Genomic DNA, 21,158 nt, shown 5'->3' on the forward strand with positions numbered 1-21,158 from the left:
GACGATCCCGACTCGCCACGCGAGACGGAACGTGGCGCATCGGCGGGCAGTGTGAGTATCGTGTGCGCCATGGCATGGGTCAGCCTCATCCTTGGCTGCCGCAGCGAGGCCTCGATCTAGTTCAGGCCCCCTCGTTGCGGAGACTTCGCACGCGCCTGAAGCCCACCGAGCCCCGCACGAGGAACCATGACCATCACCGCCAATCAATTCGGTACGCGCGTCCAGCCCAGGCCGGTCCAGCAGCCGTCGCCGATGCCGTTCGACCGCTACACCCCGTTCGTTCCGGTCGACCTGCCCGATCGCACCTGGCCGGCCAACAAGATAACGGCCGCGCCGCGCTGGCTCTCGACCGACCTGCGCGACGGCAACCAGGCGCTGATCGACCCCATGACGCCCAGCCGCAAGAAGAAGATGTTCGACCTGCTGGTGCGGATGGGCTACAAGGAGATCGAGGTGGGTTTTCCGTCCGCCTCGCAGACCGACTTCGACTTCGTCCGCGACCTGATCGTGGGCGGGCACGTTCCCGACGACGTCACCATCAGCGTCCTGACCCAAGCCCGTGAGGACCTGATCGAGCGCACCGCCCAGTCCCTGATCGGGGCGCAGCGGGCGACCATCCACCTGTACAACGCCACCGCGGAACTGTTCCGGCGGGTGGTCTTCGGCATCGACGAGGCCCAGTGCATCGCGCTGGCCACGCGCGGTACCGAGTTGGTGATGAAGTACGCCGAGCAGAACCTCGGCGACGTCGAGTTCGGCTACCAGTACTCCCCGGAGATCTTCACCCAGACTCCGACCGACTTCGCGGTGGAGGTGTGCAATGCGGTCATGGACGTCTGGCAACCGTCCGAGGGCCGCGAAATCATCCTGAACCTGCCCGCCACCGTCGAGCGCTCGACGCCCAACACCTACGCCGACCAGATCGAGTACTTCAGCCGGAACGTTCGCAACCGCGAGCACGTCGCCATCTCGCTGCACCCGCACAACGACCGCGGCACTGCGGTGGCGGCCACCGAGTTGGGCGTCATGGCCGGTGCCGACCGGGTCGAGGGCTGCCTGTTCGGTCACGGCGAGCGCACCGGCAACGTCGACCTGGTCACGCTGGGCCTGAATCTGTTCAGCCAGGGCATCGATCCCCAGATCGACTTCTCAGACATCGACGAGATCCGTCGCACCGTCGAGTACTGCACCAACCTGCCCGTTCACCCGCGCCACCCGTACGCGGGGGACCTGGTCTACACCGCCTTCTCGGGCTCCCACCAGGACGCCATCAAGAAGGGGCTGGAGGCGCTGGCCAAACAGGCCGTCGCCGAGGGCAAGGGGATTCACGAGATCCCCTGGGAGGCGCCGTACCTGCCGATCGATCCGCACGACGTCGGGCGCAGCTACGAGGCGGTGATCCGGGTCAACAGCCAGTCCGGCAAGGGTGGAATGGCCTACATCATGAAGTCCGAACACCACCTGGACCTGCCGCGCCGGCTGCAGATGGAGTTCAGCCGCGTCGTCCAGCAGTACACCGACAGCGAAGGTGGCGAGGTCACGCCGGACCAGCTGTGGCGGATCTTCTCCACCGAGTACCTGTCGGACACCGAGCCGCTGGAACTGGTCAGCGTGCCCGACATCAGCAACGGCGGCCGCTACACCGTCACCGCCAACGTCCGGGTCAACGGCAATGTCCGGACACTGGTCGGTGAGGGCAACGGCGCCCTGGACGCCTTCGCCGACGCCGTGAGCATTCTCGGCTACGAAGTACGGGTCCTGGACTACACCTCGCACGCGCTGTCCTCGGGTACCGACGCAGTCGCCGTGGCCTACGTCGAGACCGAGATCGGTCATGGTGACGACACCCGGGTGATCTGGGGTGTGGGAACCCACGAGTCGATCGCCACCGCGGCCCAGAAGGCCGTGATCGGTGCGATCAACCGGGCCGCCCGCAACGACGGCTGACCATGCCGTCGGGGTGGCCCCATGGACGCCCGGGGGTCGCGGTGACGCGGCCCCCGGCGTCCGAACTATCCGTTTTGCCCGACCAGGTCTGGTTTGATAGTCCTTAATGGCGACGGTCCGCGGTCAAGAAGCGGGCGGTGGGCCGTCCAACCATCACCGAAGGGGACGAAGTGGCGCGTCGTCCACGCGGGCAACTGCGACAGGACATTCTCAATACCGTCATCGAGTTGCTGATCAGCACCGGTGACGTCGATTCCGTGTCCATTGACGCGGTCGTCGAGCGGGTCGGATGCACGCCGCCCGCGCTCTACTACTACTTTCCGACCAAGTCCGAACTGTTGCGCCAGGCGTGCCTGGCCGAGTTCCAGAAGCTGGGCGAGCTCGTCGAGCAGGGGGTCGGAGACGGTCCGGGCAGGCCGTTGCTGCTGCTGGCCAGACGCGGGTTCGCCCTGCTCCAGTGGGCGCATCGCAACCCCGCGTTGTACCGCATCCTGTTCATGGGGTCGGGACGGCCCGGCACCGGCGACTTCACCGGCGACGCGAGCCTCCAGGCCACCGTCGCCGACCTGCAGGCGGCCGTCACCGGCGGCCTGTTCGAGCCGGCCGAGGTCGACGAGCTGACCCTGCTGGTGTGGGGGATCGCGCACGGTTACGCGTCCATCGCGGTGTCCTTCCCGGGCATCGAGCTCGCCGCCCTCGAAGCCTCGCTGCGGGTGGCGATGGACGCCGTGGGGCAGCGACTGATGACGCCGGCCGGACGCGCCGCGTGGAGCAGGGCGTCGGCGGATCAGGCGGGTGAGACTGTGCGTGTGGAGGTCTCCGGCCAGCTTTAGGATCGGATTCATGCCCAAGGTCTTGACGGAACTGCCCATCGGCGAGCGGGTGGGACTCGCATTCTCCGGAGGGCTGGACACCTCGGTGGCCGTGGCCTGGATGCGTGAGAAGGGGTCCATCCCCTGCACCTACACGGCGAACCTCGGCCAGTACGACGAACCGGACATCGACTCGGTGCCGGGCCGCGCCGCCGAGTACGGCGCCGAGATCTTCCGAATGGTCGACTGCACCGCCGCCATGGTCGAGGAGGGGCTGGTGGCCCTGGTCTGCGGCGCCTTCCACATTCGCTCGGCCGGCCGCACCTACTTCAACACCACGCCGATCGGACGGGCCGTGACCGGCACCATGCTGGTGCGCGCGATGCGCGACGACGACGTGTGGATCTGGGGCGACGGCTCCACCTACAAGGGCAACGACATCGAGCGGTTCTACCGCTACGGGTTGCTGGCCAACCCGCGGCTGCGGATCTACAAGCCGTGGCTCGATCACGACTTCGTCACCGAACTCGGCGGTCGCACCGAGATGAGCCAATGGCTGACCCAGCGCGAACTGCCCTACCGTGACAGCAAGGAGAAGGCGTACTCCACCGACGCCAACATCTGGGGCGCCACGCACGAGGCGAAGGATCTGGAATCGCTGAGCGCGGGCATCGAGATCGTCGAGCCGATCATGGGCGTCCGGTTCTGGGATCCGGCGGTCGAGATCGCCACCGAGGACGTCTCGGTCACCTTCGAGCAGGGCCGACCCGTGGCGATCAACGGCGAGTCCTTCTCCGACGCGGTGGCGCTGGTGCGCGAGGCCAACGCCATCGGCGGACGGCACGGGCTGGGCATGTCCGACCAGATCGAGAACCGGATCATCGAGGCCAAGAGTCGCGGCATCTACGAGGCGCCCGGCATGGCCCTGCTGCACATCGCCTACGAGCGGCTGCTGAACGCCATCCACAACGAGGACACCGTCGCCAACTACCACAACGAGGGCCGCAAGCTGGGCCGGCTGATGTACGAGGGTCGCTGGCTCGACCCGCAGTCGCTGATGCTGCGCGAGTCCCTGCAGCGTTGGGTGGGTTCGGCGGTCACCGGGTCGGTGACGCTGAGGCTGCGCCGCGGCGACGACTACTCGATCATCGACACCCAGGGCCCCTCGCTGTCCTACCACCCCGAGAAGCTGTCGATGGAGCGGGTGGGGGACGCCGCCTTCGGGCCCATCGACCGGATCGGGCAGCTCACCATGCGCAACCTGGACATCGCCGACTCGCGGACCCGGCTCGAGCAGTACGCCCACCTGGGCCTGGTCGGCGGTGCGGTCTCCGACCTGGTCGGCGAGCTGCAGCCGGGCGAGGCCCGCGGCATCACCGAGATCGAGGCGACCGTGGTGGACGCCGGCGTCGAGCAGGCGGTCGACAACGCCGGCATGGAGTTCGGCGCGGACTGAGCCGGCCCCCCGCTCCACGTCCTCCCGGCCACTCGTCATCCCGGCGTACGCCGGGGTCTCTCCGGACGCCTTGCAACGAGGTCCCGGGGCAAGCCCGAGATGACGGTCGGCCTTGCACCCCCGCGTCATCCCGGCGTACGCCGGGACCTCCCCGGAAACACCTCGTGCGCAGGGTTGAGCGAAGTTCGCTCAACCCTGGAATACCGGGCGGTCGGCGCTCGTTGCACTGGTCAACAGACCTGGTCCCAACGACCCAAGAAGGAGATTGACCATGGCACGCACGCTTGATCCGATCCGTGAGCTCGACCGCTGGTTCGCCGGCACGGCCCGCATTCCCGCCAGCGCCGCGATGGCGATGGACCTGTACAAGGCCGGTGACAACTTCGTCGCCCGCCTCGACCTGCCGGGTGTCGACCCGGCCTCCATCGACGTCGACGTCGACGAGCGCACCCTGACCGTCCGGGCCGAGCGCCTGGCCGACAAGGTCGAGGGCGAGCAGCGCTGGCTCACCCGGGAGCGCCCGGTGGGTACCTTCGCTCGCCAGCTCACCCTGGGCTACGGCGTGGCGCTCGACCGCATCGCGGCCGACTACCGCGATGGCGTCCTGACCCTGACCATTCCGGTCGCCGAGGAGGCCAAGCCGCGCAAGATCACGGTCGCGCATTCCGGTGACAGCAACGAGATCGAGGGCTCCGTCGAGGAGAACTGACCTCGGCAGCACCGCGAGAACCGTCCCCCCGGTCCGGAAACGGACCGGGGGGACGGTTCTTTTCCGCTCCACCTACTGCAGCTCGTTGGGCACCGCGCCGCCGTAGCGGCGGTCACGGTCGGCGTACAGCTCGATCGCGCGCCACAGATCGCGCCGGTCGAAGTCGGGCCACAGCCGGTCGAGGAAGACCATCTCGGCGTAGGCCGACTGCCACACCAGGAAGTTGGACGTCCGCTGCTCGCCCGACGAGCGGACGAACAGGTCCACGTCGGGGATCTCGGGTTCGTCGAGGAACTTCCGGAACGACTTCTCGGTCAGGTGGTCGGGGTCGAGACGTCCGGCCTGGGCGGCCTTCGCGATCGCGCGGGCGGCGTCCACGATCTCGGCGCGGCCGCCGTAGTTGACGCAGAACTGCAGGGTCAGGGTGGTGTTGTGCCTGCTCTGCTCCTCGGCCTCCTCGAGTTCGCGGATCACCGAGCGCCACAGCCTCGGGCGCCGCCCCGCCCACCGGATCCGAACCCCCAGGTCGTCCAGCTGGTCGCGCCGACGATGGATGACGTCGCGGTTGAACCCCATCAGCCAGCGCACCTCGTCGGGCGAGCGGCGCCAGTTCTCGGTCGAGAACGCGTACGCCGACAAGTACTTGAGGCCGACCTCGATGGCGCCCTCGATCACGTCGAACAGCGAATCCTCACCACGGGCGTGTCCCTGGGTGCGGGGCAGGTTGCGGGCCTTGGCCCAGCGCCCGTTGCCGTCCATCACGATCGCGACGTGCTCGGGCATCGCCTTGGGGGGGATAGCCGGCGGGCGGGCGCCGCTGGGGTGCGGGATCGGCGAACGGGGCTGCTTCGGCACGACCGCAGACTACTCGGGTGTGCCGGACGGCCCGCCGCACCCACGGCCCCCGGGCCCGCCGACCCGGCCGCGCAGAGTGCGACAGGATGGCGTCATGCAGGTGTGGCTTGACGTGACAGCCGGGGTGGCCGGAGACATGCTGATGGGGGCTCTGGTGGACGCCGGTGCCGACCTGTCAGCGGTGCAGCGAGCCATCCGTGCCGTGGCCGGCGACGACGTGGCCACCTATCGCGAGGCGGTGGTTCGCGCGGGACTGCCGGCCACCCAGCTGCACGTCGACATCATCACCCGCGGGGCCGGACGCCAGACCTGGCCGCAACTACGGGACGTTGTCACGCGCGCGGACCTGCATCCGGACACCACGGCCAACGCCCTGCGCACGCTGGAGAGGCTGATGTCGGCCTACTCGGTGGCCCACGACGTCCCGCCCGATGAGGTTGCGCTGCACGAGGTTGCCGCCCTCGACGTGCTGGCCGACGTGGTGGGCGACTGCGAAGCGATGCGGACGCTGGGCGTGACCCGGGTGACGGCGTCCCCGCTGGCGCTCGGCTCGGGGAGGATCCGCACCTCGCGCGGCGACCTCCCGGTGCCCATGCCGGTGGTGGCGCTGTTGGCCGACGGCTGGCCGGTGCGCAATCCGCCCGAGCCGGCGCCGCGACCCGAACCTCCGACCGACCCCGAACCAGCGGGGGATCGGCAGCGGGTGCCGGTCGATCGTTACATGCCGCTGGGCAGCGTGGAGGGCGGGGACGGCCGCTTCACCGAGGGTCCGGCCCCCGTCGTCGGACGCCACGGGCTCGGCGAGTTGGCCACCCCCACCGGTACCGCCCTGCTTCGCAGCTTCGCGACCAGTTGCCTGCCCGACCCCCCGTTCCAGGTGCGTCGCATCGGCGTCGGGGCGGGCGGCCGCGACGTGCCGGAGCGGCCCAACGTCGTGAGGGTGTCGACCTCCTGACCCTGGACATCCGGTTCTAGTTCAACTGTGAAGCAAGCAGGTACACACGCCGCGCCCCCGTCGTGGTTCCCTCAGCGGTCTGGGCGGCGCCCGACACGCAGGAGTGACATGGTGCCGATCGACAACGTACGAACGTGACGTCGAAGCGTGCTGCAGCGAGGGCTCGGGCTGCTGGTGGCCCCCATGGTCGGCGTGTCGGCTGCGACTGTGGATCGGCTCGCCCGACGCCGCGAACGTCAATCACGGGACCTCGTGGGAGTGCCCGGCGAGGACGTCGGCACGCTGAAGGACGCCGGCCAGGTGTCCGCCCTGACTGGAGGCCTTGGCTGGACCCAGCACAGCGCCGGGGCGCCGGGCCAGGCCGAGGCCGGTGACCGGATGGGGGCATCGCTGGCCGAGGGACTGGTCGGCGTCCCGGGCGAGAACGACGGCAGGGGAATGGTGATCAGCGGGCTTGGCGGCACCGGCCCGGTGACGGGTTTCGCCGCGCTCGAGCCGCACGCCGGTGACCAGTTCGGGGCGGCCGTCGGCTGACCCGGAGCGTTGTCCCCGCCGATATCCTCGACGCCAAAGACCGGGAGGAGGATCAGTGGAGATCAGCGTCCAGGGGACCCATGAGGAGACGGTGCCCCCCGAGATCGGCCGACTGCATGTCGCGGCGTCCACCGAGGGGGGCGACAAGGCGCAGGTGCTTCGCCAGGCGACCGAGGTGGTCCAGTTGCTCAGCACCGAGTTCAAGCGCCTGCAGGAGTCCGACGCGGTGACCGCGGTGGTGGTCCGGCCGATCGGGACGTCGTCGTGGCGTCCGATCAACAAGGGACGCCAGCAGGCGCCGATCTACCGCGCCTCGGCGGCCATGCATGCCGACTTCACCGATTTCGTGGCGCTGGCCGACCTGGCCGCCCAGTTCGGCGCGACGGAGGGGCTCGAGCTGCGCCGGGTGGAGTGGCGGCTCACAGAGGACACCCGACGCGAGGTCGAGAACACCTGCCTCACTCGCGCCGTCGAGCAGGCCAAGGACCGTGCCTTGGCGATGGCGAGCGCGGCGGGGGAGTCGCAGGTCGAGTTCGTGCAACTGGCCGACCCGGGCATGCTCGGCGAGCGGCCCACGGAGAGCTTCGCCGCCCCCGCGCCCCGGATGGCGATGATGCGCGGTGCCGGCGGCGAGGACGCACTGTCCGGCATCGACATCCAGCCCGAGGACCTGACCGTCGGCGGGGTGGTCCAGGCACGTTTCCGCACCGTCGGCTGAGGAAACGGTGGCCGGCCCGGACGCATGGCTACGCCCGACCAGGGCTCACCGGTCGACGTGCACCAGCGAACGCAGACCCCGCTCGAGGTGCCAGCTTGCGAATGCGCTGACCAGGCCGGACGCCGTGCGCTGGGTCCGCTCGTCGACGTCGCGGGTCGCCGGCCAGTCACCGGTGAGCAGCGCCGACAGGTAGCCGATCACCTGCGGCGACGGCAGGGCGGACGCCGGGGGCCGGCAACGCCGGCAGACCATGCCGCCCGATTGCGGGTTGAACGCCTCGTGCGGGCCCGCCAGCCCGCAGCGGGCACAGTCGCGCAGGCTCGGCGCCCAACCCGCGACGGCGACTGCCCGCAGCAGGTAGGAGTCCATGATCATCGTCGCCGGCCGCGCTCCGTCGGTGGTCCCGGCGGTGAGCGCGTTGAGCGCGCCGACCAGCAGCAGGTACTGCTGCAGCGACGGGTCACCCTCCTCGGCCACCAGGCGGTCGGCGGTCTCCAGGATCACCTGGCCACTGGTGTAGGCGGGGTAGTCACCGCCCAGGGGTTCGGGGTAGGAGTGCAGGGTGACGGCCTGGGTGACGACATCCAGGGTGCGCCCGGTCGCGAACTGGGCGTCGATGTGGCTGAACGGTTCGAGGCGCCCGCCGAACTTCGAGGTGGTGCGCCGAACCCCCTTGGCCACCGCCCGGATCTTGCCGTGGCGGCGCGACAGCAGCGTGATGATGCGGTCGGCCTCACCCAGCTTGTGGGTGCGCAGCACGACCGCCTCGTCACGATAGGTGGGCACCCGACCATTGTCGCCCCATCGCTTCCCACGACGCGTCAACGAGGCGGCGCGCCTCACTAGGCTCTCCGCATGCTCGCCATCAACCGCTTCCGGGTGCCCGTCGACGCCGAGGGTGACTTTCTGGCCAGGGCGCACGAGGCGGTGGCGTTCCTGGCCGGCTGTGCGGGCAACGCCGGGGCCGAACTGGTCCGCAACCTCGACGAGCCCGACCTGTGGTGCCTGGTCACCCGCTGGGCGGGCGTCGGCGCCTACCGGCGCAGCTTCAACGGGTTCCAGGCCAAGGTCATCCTGGTGCCGCTGCTCTCGGAGGCCATCGACGAGCCCGGCGCCTACGACGACCCGGACGCCGTGGGCGAGAACCTGCCACGGACCCGGTAACGTTGTCCCTTGCGTGCCAGCCGGGCACGCATCGACTCACAAGGAGTTTTCGTGGCCAGTCGGCTCGACAACGTGATCAGCCTCTGCAAGCGCCGGGGATTCGTCTACCCGTGCGGTGAGATCTACGGCGGGACCCGCGCCGCCTGGGACTACGGCCCCTACGGCGTGGAGCTGAAGGAGAACATCAAGCGGCAGTGGTGGAAGGCGGTCGTGCAGGGCCGCGACGACGTGGTCGGCATCGACTCCTCGATCATCCTGCCCCGCCAGGTGTGGGTGGCCTCCGGTCACGTCGGGGTGTTCTCCGACCCGCTCACCGAGTGCCTGAGCTGCCACAAGCGGTTCCGCGCCGACCAGCTCGAGGAGAACTTCGAGCACAAGAAGGGCCGCGCGCCGTCGGGACTCGAGGAGATCAACTGCCCCGAGTGCGGCACCCTGGGCCGGTTCACCGAGCCGCGCGACTTCAACATGATGCTGAAGACCTACCTGGGCGTCATCGAGGACGAGTCCGGGCTGCACTACCTGCGCCCCGAGACCGCGCAGGGCATCTTCATCAACTTCAAGAACGTCGAGAACTCGGCCCGGGTGAAGGTGCCGTTCGGCATCGGACAGGTGGGCAAGAGCTTCCGTAACGAGATCACCCCGGGCAACTTCATCTTCCGCACCCGCGAGTTCGAGCAGATGGAGATGGAGTTCTTCGTCGAGCCGGGCACCGACGAGGAGTGGCACCAGCACTGGATCGATGCGCGTACAGACTGGTACACCGAGCTGGGCATCGACGCGGCCAACCTGCGGCACTTCGAGCACCCGAAGGAGAAGCTGTCGCACTACTCGAAGCGGACCGTCGACATCGAGTACAACTTCGGCTTCGCCGGCGGCGACGGCTGGGGTGAGCTGGAGGGCATCGCCAACCGGACCGACTTCGACCTGAGCACCCACTCCGAGCATTCGGGCACCGACCTGTCCTACTTCGACCAGGCAAAGGGCGAGCGCTACATCCCCTACGTGATCGAGCCGGCCGCCGGCTTGACCCGGTCGCTGATGGCGTTCATGGTCGAGGCGTACACCGAGGACACCGCACCCAACACCAAGGGCGGCGTCGACACCCGGGTGGTGCTCAAGCTCGACCCGCGGCTGTCCCCGGTGAAGGTGGCGGTGCTGCCGCTGTCGCGCAACGAGCGGCTCTCGCCGGTGGCCCGCGACCTGGCCGCGAACCTGCGCCGGAACTGGAACGTCGAGTTCGACGACGCCCAGGCGATCGGACGCCGCTACCGCCGCCAGGACGAGATCGGCACCCCGTACTGCGTCACGGTCGACTTCGACACCCTGGACGATCAGGCCGTCACGGTGCGCGAACGCGACTCGATGACCCAGGAGCGGGTGTCGCTCGACCAGGTCCAGGGGTACCTGGCGCAGCGGCTGATCGGCTGCTGAACCTCGGCCGGTGCGGCCCGTCGCCCGGGCGGGCCGCGCTCAGCCCCGGTGGAACATGCTGCGCAGGCGTCCGAGCAGGGTCTGCTGCTCCATCGCCTCCTCGAACCCCTCGGCGACGGCGGCGAAGCTGCTCGCCAACTCTGCGTGGTGGTCGAGAAAGCGTCCGCCGGTGATCTCGTCGAGCCCGACCAGCCCCGTGGTCTCCTCGATCGACAGGGTCACCCTCACCAGCGTGTCGAAGGCGCCCGAGTCGGCGTTGGTCGACCAGAACGGCAGGGACGCCTGGTAGTCGTCGTGCTGCCAGCTGACCAGCAGGCCGGAGGGCCGGTGCGCCACCTGTCGCGCGAACGGCGTCGCGTCGAGGACGTACTCGTCGGCCGGCAGCACCTCCAGCAGCGCCGGTTGGACCCGGTCCCACAGCCCCACCTCCTCGGCGGCCAGCTCGTCCGGGTCCTGGTCCTGGTCGCCCTGGCCGGGATCGTCGGGCAGCGTGCTCGTGCCGGCCGGTAGGAAGTGCACCGCGAAGCTCATGGACGCAGCCTAGCCATGCCCCGAGCGAACCTGACGTCACTGCGGAGGCACTATGACGTCATTGTACTTGTGCATGACGTCATAGTGGTGCCATGATGGCGTCATGGACCTCAATCCGTATCTGGCGGCCGTAGCCGCCGACCTCGACAAGGCGACGGCCCTTGCCGACGACGCCACCCGCTCCACCACGGCCCGGGTCGCAGTCGCCGTCGAGCCCGCCCTGCGACTGGCCATGACGCAGCTGTTGGCGGACGCCGCGGCGCAACTCACCAGCGACCTGTCCGGCGCGGTCGTGACCGTCCGGATGGACGGACGCGAGCCCGTCCTGCACGTGCAGGAGCAGCCCATCGCGGACCTGCCCCCGACACTGGTCGAGCCCGCGTCCGCCGACGACGACGGCACCGCCCGCGTCACCGTCCGGCTGCCCGAGCAGCTCAAGCGGCAGGCCGAGAATCTGGCCCAGCGGGCAGACCAGTCGCTCAACACCTGGATCGTGCAGGCCGTCCGCCGCGCCGTCCAGCCCACCCGTACCGACCATCACGCGACCTCCCGCCGGATCACCGGCTGGGCCTGAGGAGAGACCATGAACACCACCACCAGCACCAGCCAGACCTGGGAGTTCGCCGTCGACGAGCTGCCCAGGCTGTTCCTGCAGGCCCACCAGGGCGACATCCACCTCCGGCACTCCGGCGGACCCGGCCAGGTCGAGGTCACGGTGAGCACCGACGTGGCCGTGGACTTCCAGGGCGTCGAGACCCGCACCGACGGTCGCGACGTCCGCGTCGTGATCCCTGCGCTGCTCAATCCGGAGGGACGCGGCTTCGCGCTCCAGTTGGGCAGCCTCAGCATCGGGGCGGGCAACACCGTTCGCAGCCGGATCGACGTGCTGGTGCCCCCCGACGCCGACCTCGAACTGCAGGTGGGCGGCGGCAACGTCACCGTGGAGGGCCGCAGCGGAACGCTTCGCGTGCGCACCGGCGGCGGCGACGTCCGCTTCGACGAGGCCGGCACCGTGCAGGTTCGCACCGGGGGCGGCGACGTCAGCGCGGTCCGGGCTGTGGAGGGGCGTCTGGACACCGGCGGCGGCGACATCAGGCTCAAGTCACTGGGGGAGGGCAGCATCAGCACCGGAGGCGGCGACGTATCGGTGCGGACCTTCGGTCCGGGCCGGATCAGTACCGGCGGCGGCGACATCAGGGTGCAGTCGACCGAGGGGGACGTGACGCTGCACACCGGCGGCGGCGACGTGAACCTGGACGGCTGCCGCGGGCGCTCGGAGGTCACGACCGGCGCCGGCGACGTCCGGATCGGGGTGTTGGCCGGCCAGCTCAACGTGCGTACCGGAGCGGGCGACATCTCGATCACCGTTCCTCCCGAGGTGCCCGTGTGGCAGGACCTGAGCAGCCCGCTCGGCGAGGTCGTCAGCCGCATCGCCGGCCGGGGCGAACCGGTCGAGGGTCAGGAGCACGTCGAGGTGGTGGCCCGCACCGGGACCGGCGACATCACGCTCGCGTGAGCCTCGGCCGCCCGGGTCACGCCAGCGGCACGAACGCGAAGCGATGCTCGGCGTCGGGGGTGCGGTGCAGGCCGGCGGCGTCCCGCTCGACGGTCCACATCACCCCGGCGGCCGGCAGCACCATCCGGCCGCCGACGGCCAGCTGAGCCTCCAGTTCGGCGGGGATCGCGCCGGCGTCCGCTGAGACCAGAATGCGGTCGAAGGGGGCACGCTCGGGCAGGCCTAGCGTGCCGGGGGCGGCCGGCACGATTTCGGCCCAGGGCAGGGCGAAGGCGTCGAGGTTGCGGGTGCCCAGGTCGACGAGTTGGCGCACCACCTCGACGCCGGCGACCGATCCGGACGGACCGGTCAGCTCGGCCAGCAGCGCCGTCGTCCAGCCCGAGCCGCTGCCGACGTCGAGCACGCGGGCGCCGGGCGGCACGGCCAGTAGTTCGAGCATGAACCGGACCGTCCAGGGTTGCGAGTTGGTGGCGCCGTGGCCGATCGGCAGCGGCGCGTCCACGTCGGCCCGGGAACGCACCGACGGCGGCAGGAAGGCGGCCCGGCCGATGCTGCGCATCGCCCGAGCGACCCGTCGATCCCGCCCGTTCATCGCCTCACCATCACCCCGACCCCCGCCCCGGCGCAAGACCACGACACCCGCCTCCCGTAATCCCGGCTCGTCCTTCGTCATCCCGGCTCGTCCTTCGTCATCCCGGCTCGTCCTTCGTCATCCCGGCGAACGCCGGGATCTCACACCGGCACCGGAGATCCCCGGGCAAGCCCGGGATGACGTCCGCAACGGCGTCCGAGCGGGTCACCCCGCGAGACCGTCGACCACACCTCGGCCCGCGGGTGATTGGCTGGTCCGATGCGGCAACGACTACGGGGTTTCCTGGCCGACACGCGGCCCTTGCAGGCGCCCGCTTTCCGGCGGCTGTGGATCGCCAACATCGTCACCGTCGTCGGCGCCCAGTTGACCGTGGTGGCTGTCCCGGCGCAGATCTACGCACTCACCAACTCCTCGGCGATGGTCGGCCTGACGGGGGTGTTCGGCCTGGTGCCCTTGCTGGTGTTCGGATTGTGGGGCGGCGCGCTGGCGGACCACTTCGACCGCCGCAGCCTGCTGCTGCTGACCACCGCCGGGCTGATCGCAACCAGCGCCATGTTCTGGGCGCTGGCCCATTTCGACGTGGGCAACGTGTGGTTGCTGCTGGTCGTGTACGCCGTCCAGCAGGCCTGCTTCGCCGTCAACCAGCCGACCCGAACGGCCGTGCTGCCCGCGTTGTTGCCGATCGACCAACTGCCCGCCGCGAGTTCGCTGAACATGACGGTGATGAGCGCCGGGGCGATCGCCGGGCCCCTGGTGGGCGGTGCGCTGATCCCGGTGTTCGGTTTCCCGGTGCTGTACCTGATCGACACGGTGTGTCTGCTGGCGACGCTGTGGGCGGTCATCCACCTGCCCAAGCTTCCGGTGCTCGAGCGCAGCGGGACGCCGGGGTTGCGATCGGTCCTGGACGGACTGGGCTATCTGCTCGGCCACCCGATCCTGCTCACGTCGTTCTTGGTCGACGGCATTGCGATGGTGTTCGGGATGCCGCGGGCGCTGTTCCCGCAGATCGCCCACGAGAGCTTCGGCGGTCCGGTCGAGGGCGGACTGGTGTTCGCGCTGCTGTTCGCCGCGATGCCCGCCGGGGCCGTGCTGGGCGGGGTGCTGTCGGGTTGGGTCTCCCGGGTCGACCGGCAGGGCCTGGCGGTGGTCTGGGCGGTGATCGGCTGGGGTGTGGGCATCACGGTCGCCGGGGTGGCGGTTTGGTTCGCGCCGTCCCTGCCCACCGTGATGCTGGTGGTCGTCATCGCCGGGCTGGCCTTCGGTGGGGCGACGGACATGTTCTCGGCCGCCTTCCGGCAATCGATGCTGTTGTCGGCGGCGGACGACGCCGTCCGGGGCCGCCTGCAGGGCGTGTTCATCGTGGTGGTCGCCGGCGGCCCCCGGATCGCGGACACCCTGCACGGGTGGGCGGCCGAGGGCGTCGGCACAGCGGCGGCGACGGCCGGCGGTGGCGTGTTGGTGATCGTCGGGGTGATCATCGCCGCGGTGGCACTGCCGGCATTCGTCCGATACCGGCTCTCGCAGAACCTGAGCGGGTGAGTGGAGTCCCTCAGGTGAGTGGAGTCCCTCGGGGGATTGATCGCGCGGTCTGCTCGGAGTGCCCGTCGGACCCCCGGGTAGTGCGTCCGGGCGTCCAGCAGCTCGCAGGTTAGGCTTGCCCGGTGCTGAAACTGCAGGTGCCGCCGTTGCGGCTGGGACGCGTCCCGGTCGACCCGCCGGTGGTCCTGGCCCCGATGGCCGGCATCACCAACTCCGCCTACCGGCAGCTGTGCCGTGAGCAGGGCGCCGGGCTGTACGTGTGCGAGATGATCACCTCGCGGGGCATCGTCGAGCGGATTCCGCGGACCTTCTCGATGCTGACCTTCGACCCGGGCGAAGCCGTCCGCTCGGTGCAGCTGTACGGGGTGGACGCCGGGGTGATGGCGAGGGCCACCACCATTTTGTGCGAGGAGTTCGGCGTCGGCCACGTCGACCTGAACTTCGGCTGCCCGGTACCGAAGGTGACCCGCCGCGGAGGCGGGGGAGCGCTGCCGTGGAAACGCGACCGGCTGGCCGCCATCCTCACCGCCACCGTCCAGGCCGCCGAGCCGTACGGTGTCCCCGTCACGATGAAGACGCGGATCGGTATCGACACCGACCACGAGACCTTCCTGGACGCCGGCCGTATCGCCCAGGAGACCGGCTGCGCAGCGATAGCCCTGCACGCCCGCACGGTCAAGCAGTCCTACGGCGGGCAGGCCGACTGGTCACGGATCGCCGAACTGGTGGACGCCGTCGACATTCCGGTACTCGGCAACGGCGACATCTGGGAGGCGGCCGACGCACTGGCGATGATCGAGGCGACCGGCTGCGCCGGGGTGGTGATCGGACGCGGCTGCCTGGGCAGGCCGTGGCTGTTCCGCGACCTCGCGGCTGCCTTCGCCGGCGAACCGGCCCCGCCGCTGCCGAACCTCGGCGAGGTGGCCGCCATGGTGTACCGGCATGCCGAACTGCTCGCCGAACTCGAGGGCGAGACCCACGGCCTGCGTGACCTGCGCAAGCACATGGCCTGGTACTTCAAGGGGTTCCCGGTCGGTGGCGACGTGCGGCGCAGCCTGGCGATGGTGTCGTCGCTGGCCGAGTTGCGCGTCCTGCTCGACGGACTCGACCCCAGCCTGCCCTTCCCGGACGCCGAACTCGGCTCGCCCCGCGGCCGGCAGGGTTCGGCCCGGGACAAGGTGGTGCTGCCCTTCGGCTGGCTCGACTCGGACTGCCTGGGCGACACCGACATCGCCGACGCCGAATCGGACGTCTCGGGCGGCTGACCTCCCCTTCGGCGAGCGGAGGGTGCGGGCCAGGCGTGCTCCCGGACCGCCTCGAAGGCCAGCCTCGGCAACGGCTGCTGCGTGATGGGTCAGCTCAGGTAGGGCATCAGGGCGGCCACCAGCACCACGACGGCGATCACCGGGGCGAGCACGCCGAGGATGATCGACCACACTCCGTAGGCGCGGCCACGCTTGGTGGCGGTGGCCACGATGCCGAGGATCCAGAACACCAGTCCGCCCCACGAGGACAGGTTGAGCATCGCCAGCCCGCTCGCGCCCATTTGCTGGACCAGGTATTCGGTGGCTTCCTGCTGATCGAGATCGCCCCCGGACTGGACGGCCAACGGTCCGATCGCGACGCCCATCCGCCACGTCAGCCAACTGAGCACGATCGCGCAGATCACCACACCACCGAGTGCGACCATGCCCAGCAGGGGAGAGCGTGCCTTCTGCATTCCGGCGCCGGGCTGCACCGCACCCCAGCCCGGTTGGTAGCCCTGCTGCGGGTAGCCCTGCTGCGGGTAGCCCTGCTGCGGGTAGCCCTGTTGCGGGTAGCCCTGTTGCGGGTAGCCCTGTTGCGGGTAGCCGTACTGGGGCTGGCCCTGCTGTCCGTAGCCGGACTGGTACGGGTTCTGCTGGGGGTTCTGGCCCTGGCTCATGACTACCTTTCGGGAAACTGACTGGCTCCATCATGGCAGGAGCCGCCAATGCGGACGGCCGAGATCCCGGCGTGCGCCGGGATGCCGGTGATGCCGGGGTGCCGGGGTGCCGGGATGCCGGTGGTGCCGGGGTGCCGGTGCTCGGTCAGGCGACGGCGATCATCGGACGTGGGGGGACTCCTCGTCCGACCAGGGCCGCACCGATCGCAGCGAGCGGATGCTCGGCCGGCAGCACGGTGATCCGGCCCGCCAGGTCGAGCGACGCCACGAACTCCGACAGCGCCGCCTGCTCGTCCAACCGCTTGCGGACCAGGTCGACCAGCCCCGGCGCTGTCCGGATCACGCCGCCGCCCAGCACCACCGCCGTCGAGCCGTGCGCCAGCACCACCAGATGGACCGCGGCCGCGATCCCGGTCGCGATCCGGGCGGCCTCGGCCACGGCGTCCGCGTCGCCTGAATCGGCGGCCTGCAGCAGGCCCGCTAACGTCACCGGCACGGCGAGGCCGGCCAACCGGCGGGTGATCTGTCCACCGCCGGCGAACACCTCGATGCACCCGTACTGCCCGCAACCGCACCGGCCCGCCGTGAGATCGATCGGGAAGTGACCGATCTCGCCGGCCAGGTTGCCGCCCCCGCGGACGAGCCGGCCGCCGGCCAGAGTGGCGGCGGAGACGCCGGTGCCGAAGTTCAGGTAGGTCAGGTCGGCGTCCGGCCTGCCCAGGTGGTCGGCCGCCCCCAGCGCGGTGACCTTGACGTCGTTGTCGACGGCGACCCCGACCCCGCCCAGCGCGTCACTGAGCAGCGGTCCCAGTTCGAGGCGGTCCACGCCCAGGTTCACCGCGGTATGGACGACCCCGCCGCGGTGGTCGATCCGGCCGGGAATGCCCACGCCGACACCCGACAGCGCAACGGCGTCCAACCCGGCCAGGGCCAGGCACTCCCGGGCGACGCTCACCGCGCTGGTGAGCACCCCGGCGTCCCCGTGCTCGGTCGGCCGGACCCGTTGGGCGAGCACCCGGGAGTGGCCGTCCAGCACCAGGCCGTGCACCTTGCTGCCGCCGATGTCCAGCCCGAGGCTGGGGGCGGGCAGGTCCGTCGCGGTCACCGCGACCCCTCCGCGAGCAGCGCGATCAGCGCCAACGCGGAAGCCCGGCCGGCACCGAAGGTCGCCACGTCCAGTCGCGGCGGACCGGCGAACTCGGGCCAGCCGAGGTCGACCACGATCGCGTCCGGGCGCTGCGCACGCACCTGTCGGACGCCCTCGCGCAGCGACCCGACGCGGGCCAGGTCGCGACCCTGCACCACGATCGGACGCCCCGGGTACGGTGCCAGCGCGGACGCCGCCCGCGTCGGGTGCTGCACGTCGACACAGGTGGCGCCGGGCAGCGCGGCGTCCAGTTCGGCCCGCAGGTGCTCGCCCAGCCCCCACACCACCTCACCGGCGGCGATGTTGGCCGGGGACGCCAGCCGCAGCAGCACCGGCGCCACCACGGGCCCGAACGGCCGGCGGTGCCACAACCACTCCGGGTCGGGCCGGGGCGGCTCCTCGAGGGGGCCGGCCGGGCCGGAACGCAACCGCCCGACCTCCCGCGCCAACGCCCGGACGCGGCCCGCGGCCTCGTGCACCCGCTCGACGCTGAGCCGTCCGGCCGCGACCGCCGCCAGGACGTGCTCGCGGATTGCGGCCACCTCGTCGGGGGAGTTGTCGCTGCCGATGCACAGCAGGTCGACACCCGCCGCCAGCGCCAGCACGGCCGCCTCCGGGATGCCCCTGCCGCCGCTGGCGCCGGCCATGTCGAGGGCGTCGCTGACGATGGCTCCGGTGAAGCCACGCTCGCGCAGTAGGCCGAGGATGCGGCCGCTGAAGGTTGCCGGCAGTTCGGCATCCAGTGCCGGGACCATCAGGTGTGAGGTCATCACGGCCAGGGTTCCTGCCGCGACGGCGGCCTCGAACGGCGGCAGGTCACGAGCGGCCAGCTCGGCGGCGTCCACCTCGATGGTGGGCAGTGCCAGGTGCGAGTCGGCGGCGGTGTCGCCGTGGCCGGGGAAGTGCTTGGCGACCGCCCCCACCCCGGCGGACTGCAGGCCGCGGGTGTAGGCGGCGACGTGCCGGCCGACCAGGGCGGCGTCCGCGCCGAAGCTGCGTACCCCGATCACCGGGTTGCGGGGGTTGCTGTTGACGTCGGCCACCGGCGCCAGGTCGAGGTCGACCCCCGCCGCGCGCAGTTCGGCGCCGATGCCGCGTCCGACCCGTTCGGTGAGGAGCTCGTCATCGATCCGGCCGAGCAGCGCCATCGACGGGTAGGGGGAGCCCTCGGCGTGATGCAGCCGGGTGACGTCACCGCCCTCCTCGTCGACGCAGACGACCGCGTCCGGGTTCGCGGCGTGGATGGCCTCGGTGAGCCCGCGCACCTGTTCCGGGGTCTCGACGTTGGTGCCGAACAGGCACACCCCACCCAGGCGCCGGCCGAGTTCGTCGGCCAACCAGTCGGGCAGCGCCGGTCCGGCGAAGCCGGGCATCAGGGTCGTGCCGACCGCCCGGCGCAGTGCGGCGTCCACCTCAGCCCTTCACCGATCCGGCGACCAGGCCCGAGGTGAGCCGGCCCTGGACGAACAGGAAGAAGACGATCACCGGCACGGCGACCAGTGTGGAGGCGGCCATCACCTGGCCCCAGTCGGTCTCACGGGTGGCGCTGGCCTGGACGAAGGTCCGCAGCCACAACGGCAGGGTCTGGCTCTCCTGCGCCTGCAGGATCACCAGGGCGACGGTGAACTCGTTCCAGGCCTGCAGGAAGGCGTACACCCCGGACGCCACCAGGCCGGGCGCGAGCAGCGGGAACGTGATCCGGAAGAACGCCTGGGTGCGGCTCAGCCCGTCCACCATCGCGGCCTCCTCGAGGTCGACGGGGACGCCGGCGACGAAGCCGCGCAACATCCAGATCGTGAACGGCACCACGGCGGCGATGTACAGGATGGAGACACCGATCACGCTGTTGAGCAGGTTCAGCGAACCCATCAGCTTGTACTGGGCGATGAACAGGCCCTCGGCGGGCAGCATCTGGATGAACAGCACCGCCAGCACGAACGCGGTGCGGCCCCTGAACCGGAAGCGGCTGATCGCCAGCGCGGCCAGGAAGGCGAACAGCAGGCACACCACCACCGTGGTGAGGGTGATGGCGACGCTCATCCCCAGCGCCGGCCAGAACGACCCCTCACGGAAGATCGCGGCGAAGTTGTCCAGCGAGCCGCCCAGGGGCAGGAAACGTGGGGTGGTCGAGGTGAGCACCGTGTTGGGCAGCAGCGAGCTGTTCAGCATCCAGTACACGGGGAAGACCCAGGCCAGCGCCACCAGCAGGGCGATGACCGTGTTGACCACCCGGGCCGGCCGGATGCGGCGGCGAATGGGGACGGTGGCGGCAGTCACTGGTCCTCCTTCATCAGGTGCATCACGTAGAAGAAGCTCAGCGCGATCGTCAGCAGCAGCACGAAGATCGACAGCGCCGAGGCCATCGCGAAGTCCGAGGAGCCGACGCCGAGCCGGTAGATGTAGGTGCCGAGCAGGTCGGTGGACGCGGTCGGCGCCCCGGCGTCCTGCAGCATCTTGATCTGGGCGAAGACGCGCAGGTCCCAGATCACCTGCAGCAGCGTCACGATCATCAGCACCGGCCGGATGAGCGGCAGGATGATCGAGAAGAAGCGCTGGGACGCCGTCGCGCCGTCGAGTGCCGCGGCCTCCATCACCTCGTCGGAGATCTGGGTCAGGCCGGCGAACACAGAGAAGGCCACGAACGGCACCGACATCCAGACCACGACGAGCGTGGCGACGAAGTAGAAGCTGAGCGGGTTCTCCAGCCAGTTGTGGTTGGTGAAGTCGAGGCCGAGCTGCGTCAAGGCCCAGTTGACGATTCCTCGTCGCCAGTCGAACACCCAGATCCAGATGGTCATCGACGCGATCACCGGCATCGCCCAGGCCAGCAGCATCGCGACCTGCAGGATCAGCCGGGTGACCTTGCCCACGGCGTTCATCAGCAGCGCGATCAGAACGCCGAGCAGCACCGTCAGGAGGGCGTTGACCAGGCAGAACGCGATCGAACGGCCGACCACTGCCCACGTCTGCGGGTCACTGAACAGCTCGACGTAGTTGGCCAGGCCCACGAACTCCGGCGGCTTGCCGAACTGCTGGGCCAGGCCGTACCGCTGCATCGAGGTGACGAACTGCCACACCAGCGGGTAGCCCAAGGCGACCAGCAGCACCACGATCGCCGGGACCAGCAGCAGGTAGGGCCCGAATGAGAACTTCCTGCGGCCTGGCTGGCGAGTCGATGCCGGTGCGGCCTGCCTGGGCCGGTCGGGCGCGGTCACGGACATGACGGCAGCCTCTCATTCCTGCATGGTCGGGGTGCGAAGGGGGTACCTGCGCTCGCTCGGGACCGTTGCGCTGCGTGCGCAACGACCTCGGGCCATCGCAGAGACCG

Annotated in this window: 22 protein-coding genes; 13 read left to right on the top strand and 9 right to left on the bottom strand. The window is 70.3% G+C overall.

Going from position 1 to position 21,158, the window contains the following annotated elements; all coding sequences use genetic code 11:
• Positions 1-186 precede the first annotated feature (186 nt).
• The 4 genes from leuA (at position 187) to OIE40_RS10760 (ending at position 4,924) form a co-directional block, all read left to right on the top strand.
• A complete protein-coding gene (gene leuA, locus OIE40_RS10745) occupies positions 187-1,947 on the top strand; it encodes a 2-isopropylmalate synthase (protein WP_264702223.1) in 1,761 nt (586 codons plus the stop codon).
• A 137-nt stretch (positions 1,948-2,084) separates the two neighbouring features.
• Positions 2,085-2,780, top strand: coding sequence for a TetR/AcrR family transcriptional regulator (locus tag OIE40_RS10750; RefSeq protein ID WP_264702224.1), 696 nt, complete (start codon positions 2,085-2,087; stop codon positions 2,778-2,780).
• A 10-nt stretch (positions 2,781-2,790) separates the two neighbouring features.
• The gene (argG, locus tag OIE40_RS10755) at positions 2,791-4,215 is read left to right on the top strand and encodes an argininosuccinate synthase (protein ID WP_264702225.1); all 1,425 of its coding nucleotides are present in this window, start codon (positions 2,791-2,793) and stop codon (positions 4,213-4,215) included.
• Between the two features lie 271 nt (positions 4,216-4,486).
• Positions 4,487-4,924, top strand: coding sequence for an Hsp20/alpha crystallin family protein (locus tag OIE40_RS10760; protein ID WP_319805221.1), 438 nt, complete (start codon positions 4,487-4,489; stop codon positions 4,922-4,924).
• 72 nt (positions 4,925-4,996) lie between these two features.
• Here the strand turns inward: OIE40_RS10760 and OIE40_RS10765 are convergent, their stop codons facing one another.
• The gene (locus tag OIE40_RS10765) at positions 4,997-5,779 is read right to left on the bottom strand and encodes an isoprenyl transferase (RefSeq protein WP_264702226.1); all 783 of its coding nucleotides are present in this window, start codon (positions 5,777-5,779) and stop codon (positions 4,997-4,999) included.
• A 94-nt stretch (positions 5,780-5,873) separates the two neighbouring features.
• On the opposite strand from OIE40_RS10765, the gene larC reads away from it, so the two are divergent.
• The 3 genes from larC (at position 5,874) to OIE40_RS10780 (ending at position 7,986) form a co-directional block, all read left to right on the top strand.
• Entirely contained in the window at positions 5,874-6,734 is an 861-nt protein-coding gene (gene larC, locus OIE40_RS10770) for a nickel pincer cofactor biosynthesis protein LarC (RefSeq protein ID WP_264702227.1), read from the top strand.
• A gap of 252 nt (positions 6,735-6,986) precedes the next feature.
• A complete protein-coding gene (locus OIE40_RS10775) occupies positions 6,987-7,268 on the top strand; it encodes a hypothetical protein (RefSeq protein WP_264702228.1) in 282 nt (93 codons plus the stop codon).
• 55 nt (positions 7,269-7,323) lie between these two features.
• On the top strand, positions 7,324-7,986 hold the full coding sequence (locus OIE40_RS10780; protein WP_264702229.1) for an SIMPL domain-containing protein: 663 nt from the start codon (positions 7,324-7,326) through the stop codon (positions 7,984-7,986).
• A gap of 45 nt (positions 7,987-8,031) precedes the next feature.
• Here OIE40_RS10780 and recO read toward each other — a convergent pair whose 3' ends face one another.
• On the bottom strand, positions 8,032-8,772 hold the full coding sequence (recO, locus tag OIE40_RS10785; RefSeq protein ID WP_264702230.1) for a DNA repair protein RecO: 741 nt from the start codon (positions 8,770-8,772) through the stop codon (positions 8,032-8,034).
• Between the two features lie 69 nt (positions 8,773-8,841).
• On the opposite strand from recO, the gene OIE40_RS10790 reads away from it, so the two are divergent.
• Together OIE40_RS10790 and OIE40_RS10795 are read left to right on the top strand one after the other, a co-directional pair.
• Positions 8,842-9,150, top strand: a complete 309-nt coding sequence (locus tag OIE40_RS10790; protein WP_264702231.1) for an antibiotic biosynthesis monooxygenase family protein — start codon at positions 8,842-8,844, stop codon at positions 9,148-9,150.
• Positions 9,151-9,201: 51 nt separating this feature from the next.
• Positions 9,202-10,581 carry a glycine--tRNA ligase gene (locus OIE40_RS10795; protein WP_264702232.1) on the top strand — a complete coding sequence of 460 codons (1,380 nt, stop codon included), beginning with the start codon at positions 9,202-9,204 and terminating at the stop codon, positions 10,579-10,581.
• A gap of 39 nt (positions 10,582-10,620) precedes the next feature.
• Here the strand turns inward: OIE40_RS10795 and OIE40_RS10800 are convergent, their stop codons facing one another.
• Positions 10,621-11,112 carry a hypothetical protein gene (locus tag OIE40_RS10800; RefSeq protein ID WP_264702233.1) on the bottom strand — a complete coding sequence of 164 codons (492 nt, stop codon included), beginning with the start codon at positions 11,110-11,112 and terminating at the stop codon, positions 10,621-10,623.
• A gap of 103 nt (positions 11,113-11,215) precedes the next feature.
• Here OIE40_RS10800 and OIE40_RS10805 point away from each other — a divergent pair, with 103 nt between their 5' ends.
• Together OIE40_RS10805 and OIE40_RS10810 are read left to right on the top strand one after the other, a co-directional pair.
• A complete protein-coding gene (locus OIE40_RS10805) occupies positions 11,216-11,686 on the top strand; it encodes a YlcI/YnfO family protein (RefSeq protein WP_264702234.1) in 471 nt (156 codons plus the stop codon).
• Between the two features lie 9 nt (positions 11,687-11,695).
• Complete coding sequence (locus OIE40_RS10810) at positions 11,696-12,628, top strand: DUF4097 family beta strand repeat-containing protein (RefSeq protein ID WP_264702235.1); 933 nt, start codon at positions 11,696-11,698, stop codon at positions 12,626-12,628.
• 16 nt (positions 12,629-12,644) lie between these two features.
• Here the strand turns inward: OIE40_RS10810 and OIE40_RS10815 are convergent, their stop codons facing one another.
• Positions 12,645-13,220, bottom strand: a complete 576-nt coding sequence (locus OIE40_RS10815; RefSeq protein WP_264702236.1) for a protein-L-isoaspartate O-methyltransferase family protein — start codon at positions 13,218-13,220, stop codon at positions 12,645-12,647.
• A gap of 258 nt (positions 13,221-13,478) precedes the next feature.
• On the opposite strand from OIE40_RS10815, the gene OIE40_RS10820 reads away from it, so the two are divergent.
• Positions 13,479-14,759, top strand: a complete 1,281-nt coding sequence (locus OIE40_RS10820; protein ID WP_264702237.1) for an MFS transporter — start codon at positions 13,479-13,481, stop codon at positions 14,757-14,759.
• A 131-nt stretch (positions 14,760-14,890) separates the two neighbouring features.
• Positions 14,891-16,024 (top strand): tRNA dihydrouridine synthase DusB, encoded by a 1,134-nt coding sequence (gene dusB, locus OIE40_RS10825; RefSeq protein ID WP_264702353.1) that lies wholly within the window; start codon positions 14,891-14,893, stop codon positions 16,022-16,024.
• Positions 16,025-16,113: 89 nt separating this feature from the next.
• Here the strand turns inward: dusB and OIE40_RS10830 are convergent, their stop codons facing one another.
• The 5 genes from OIE40_RS10830 to OIE40_RS10850 form a co-directional block, all read right to left on the bottom strand.
• Complete coding sequence (locus OIE40_RS10830) at positions 16,114-16,683, bottom strand: hypothetical protein (RefSeq protein ID WP_264702238.1); 570 nt, start codon at positions 16,681-16,683, stop codon at positions 16,114-16,116.
• Positions 16,684-16,828: 145 nt separating this feature from the next.
• The gene (locus OIE40_RS10835) at positions 16,829-17,788 is read right to left on the bottom strand and encodes an ROK family protein (RefSeq protein WP_264702239.1); all 960 of its coding nucleotides are present in this window, start codon (positions 17,786-17,788) and stop codon (positions 16,829-16,831) included.
• Complete coding sequence (locus tag OIE40_RS10840) at positions 17,785-19,242, bottom strand: glycoside hydrolase family 3 protein (protein ID WP_264702240.1); 1,458 nt, start codon at positions 19,240-19,242, stop codon at positions 17,785-17,787. The genes OIE40_RS10835 and OIE40_RS10840 overlap by 4 nt, the downstream gene beginning before the upstream one ends.
• A gap of 1 nt (position 19,243) precedes the next feature.
• Entirely contained in the window at positions 19,244-20,107 is an 864-nt protein-coding gene (locus OIE40_RS10845) for a carbohydrate ABC transporter permease (protein ID WP_264702241.1), read from the bottom strand.
• The gene (locus tag OIE40_RS10850) at positions 20,104-21,051 is read right to left on the bottom strand and encodes a carbohydrate ABC transporter permease (RefSeq protein WP_264702242.1); all 948 of its coding nucleotides are present in this window, start codon (positions 21,049-21,051) and stop codon (positions 20,104-20,106) included. Before OIE40_RS10850 ends, OIE40_RS10845 begins: the two co-directional genes overlap by 4 nt.
• Positions 21,052-21,158: the final 107 nt, after the last annotated feature.

The sequence above is a fragment of the Micropruina sonneratiae genome (assembly GCF_025972045.1).
GTDB lineage: Bacteria > Actinomycetota > Actinomycetes > Propionibacteriales > Propionibacteriaceae > Micropruina > Micropruina sonneratiae.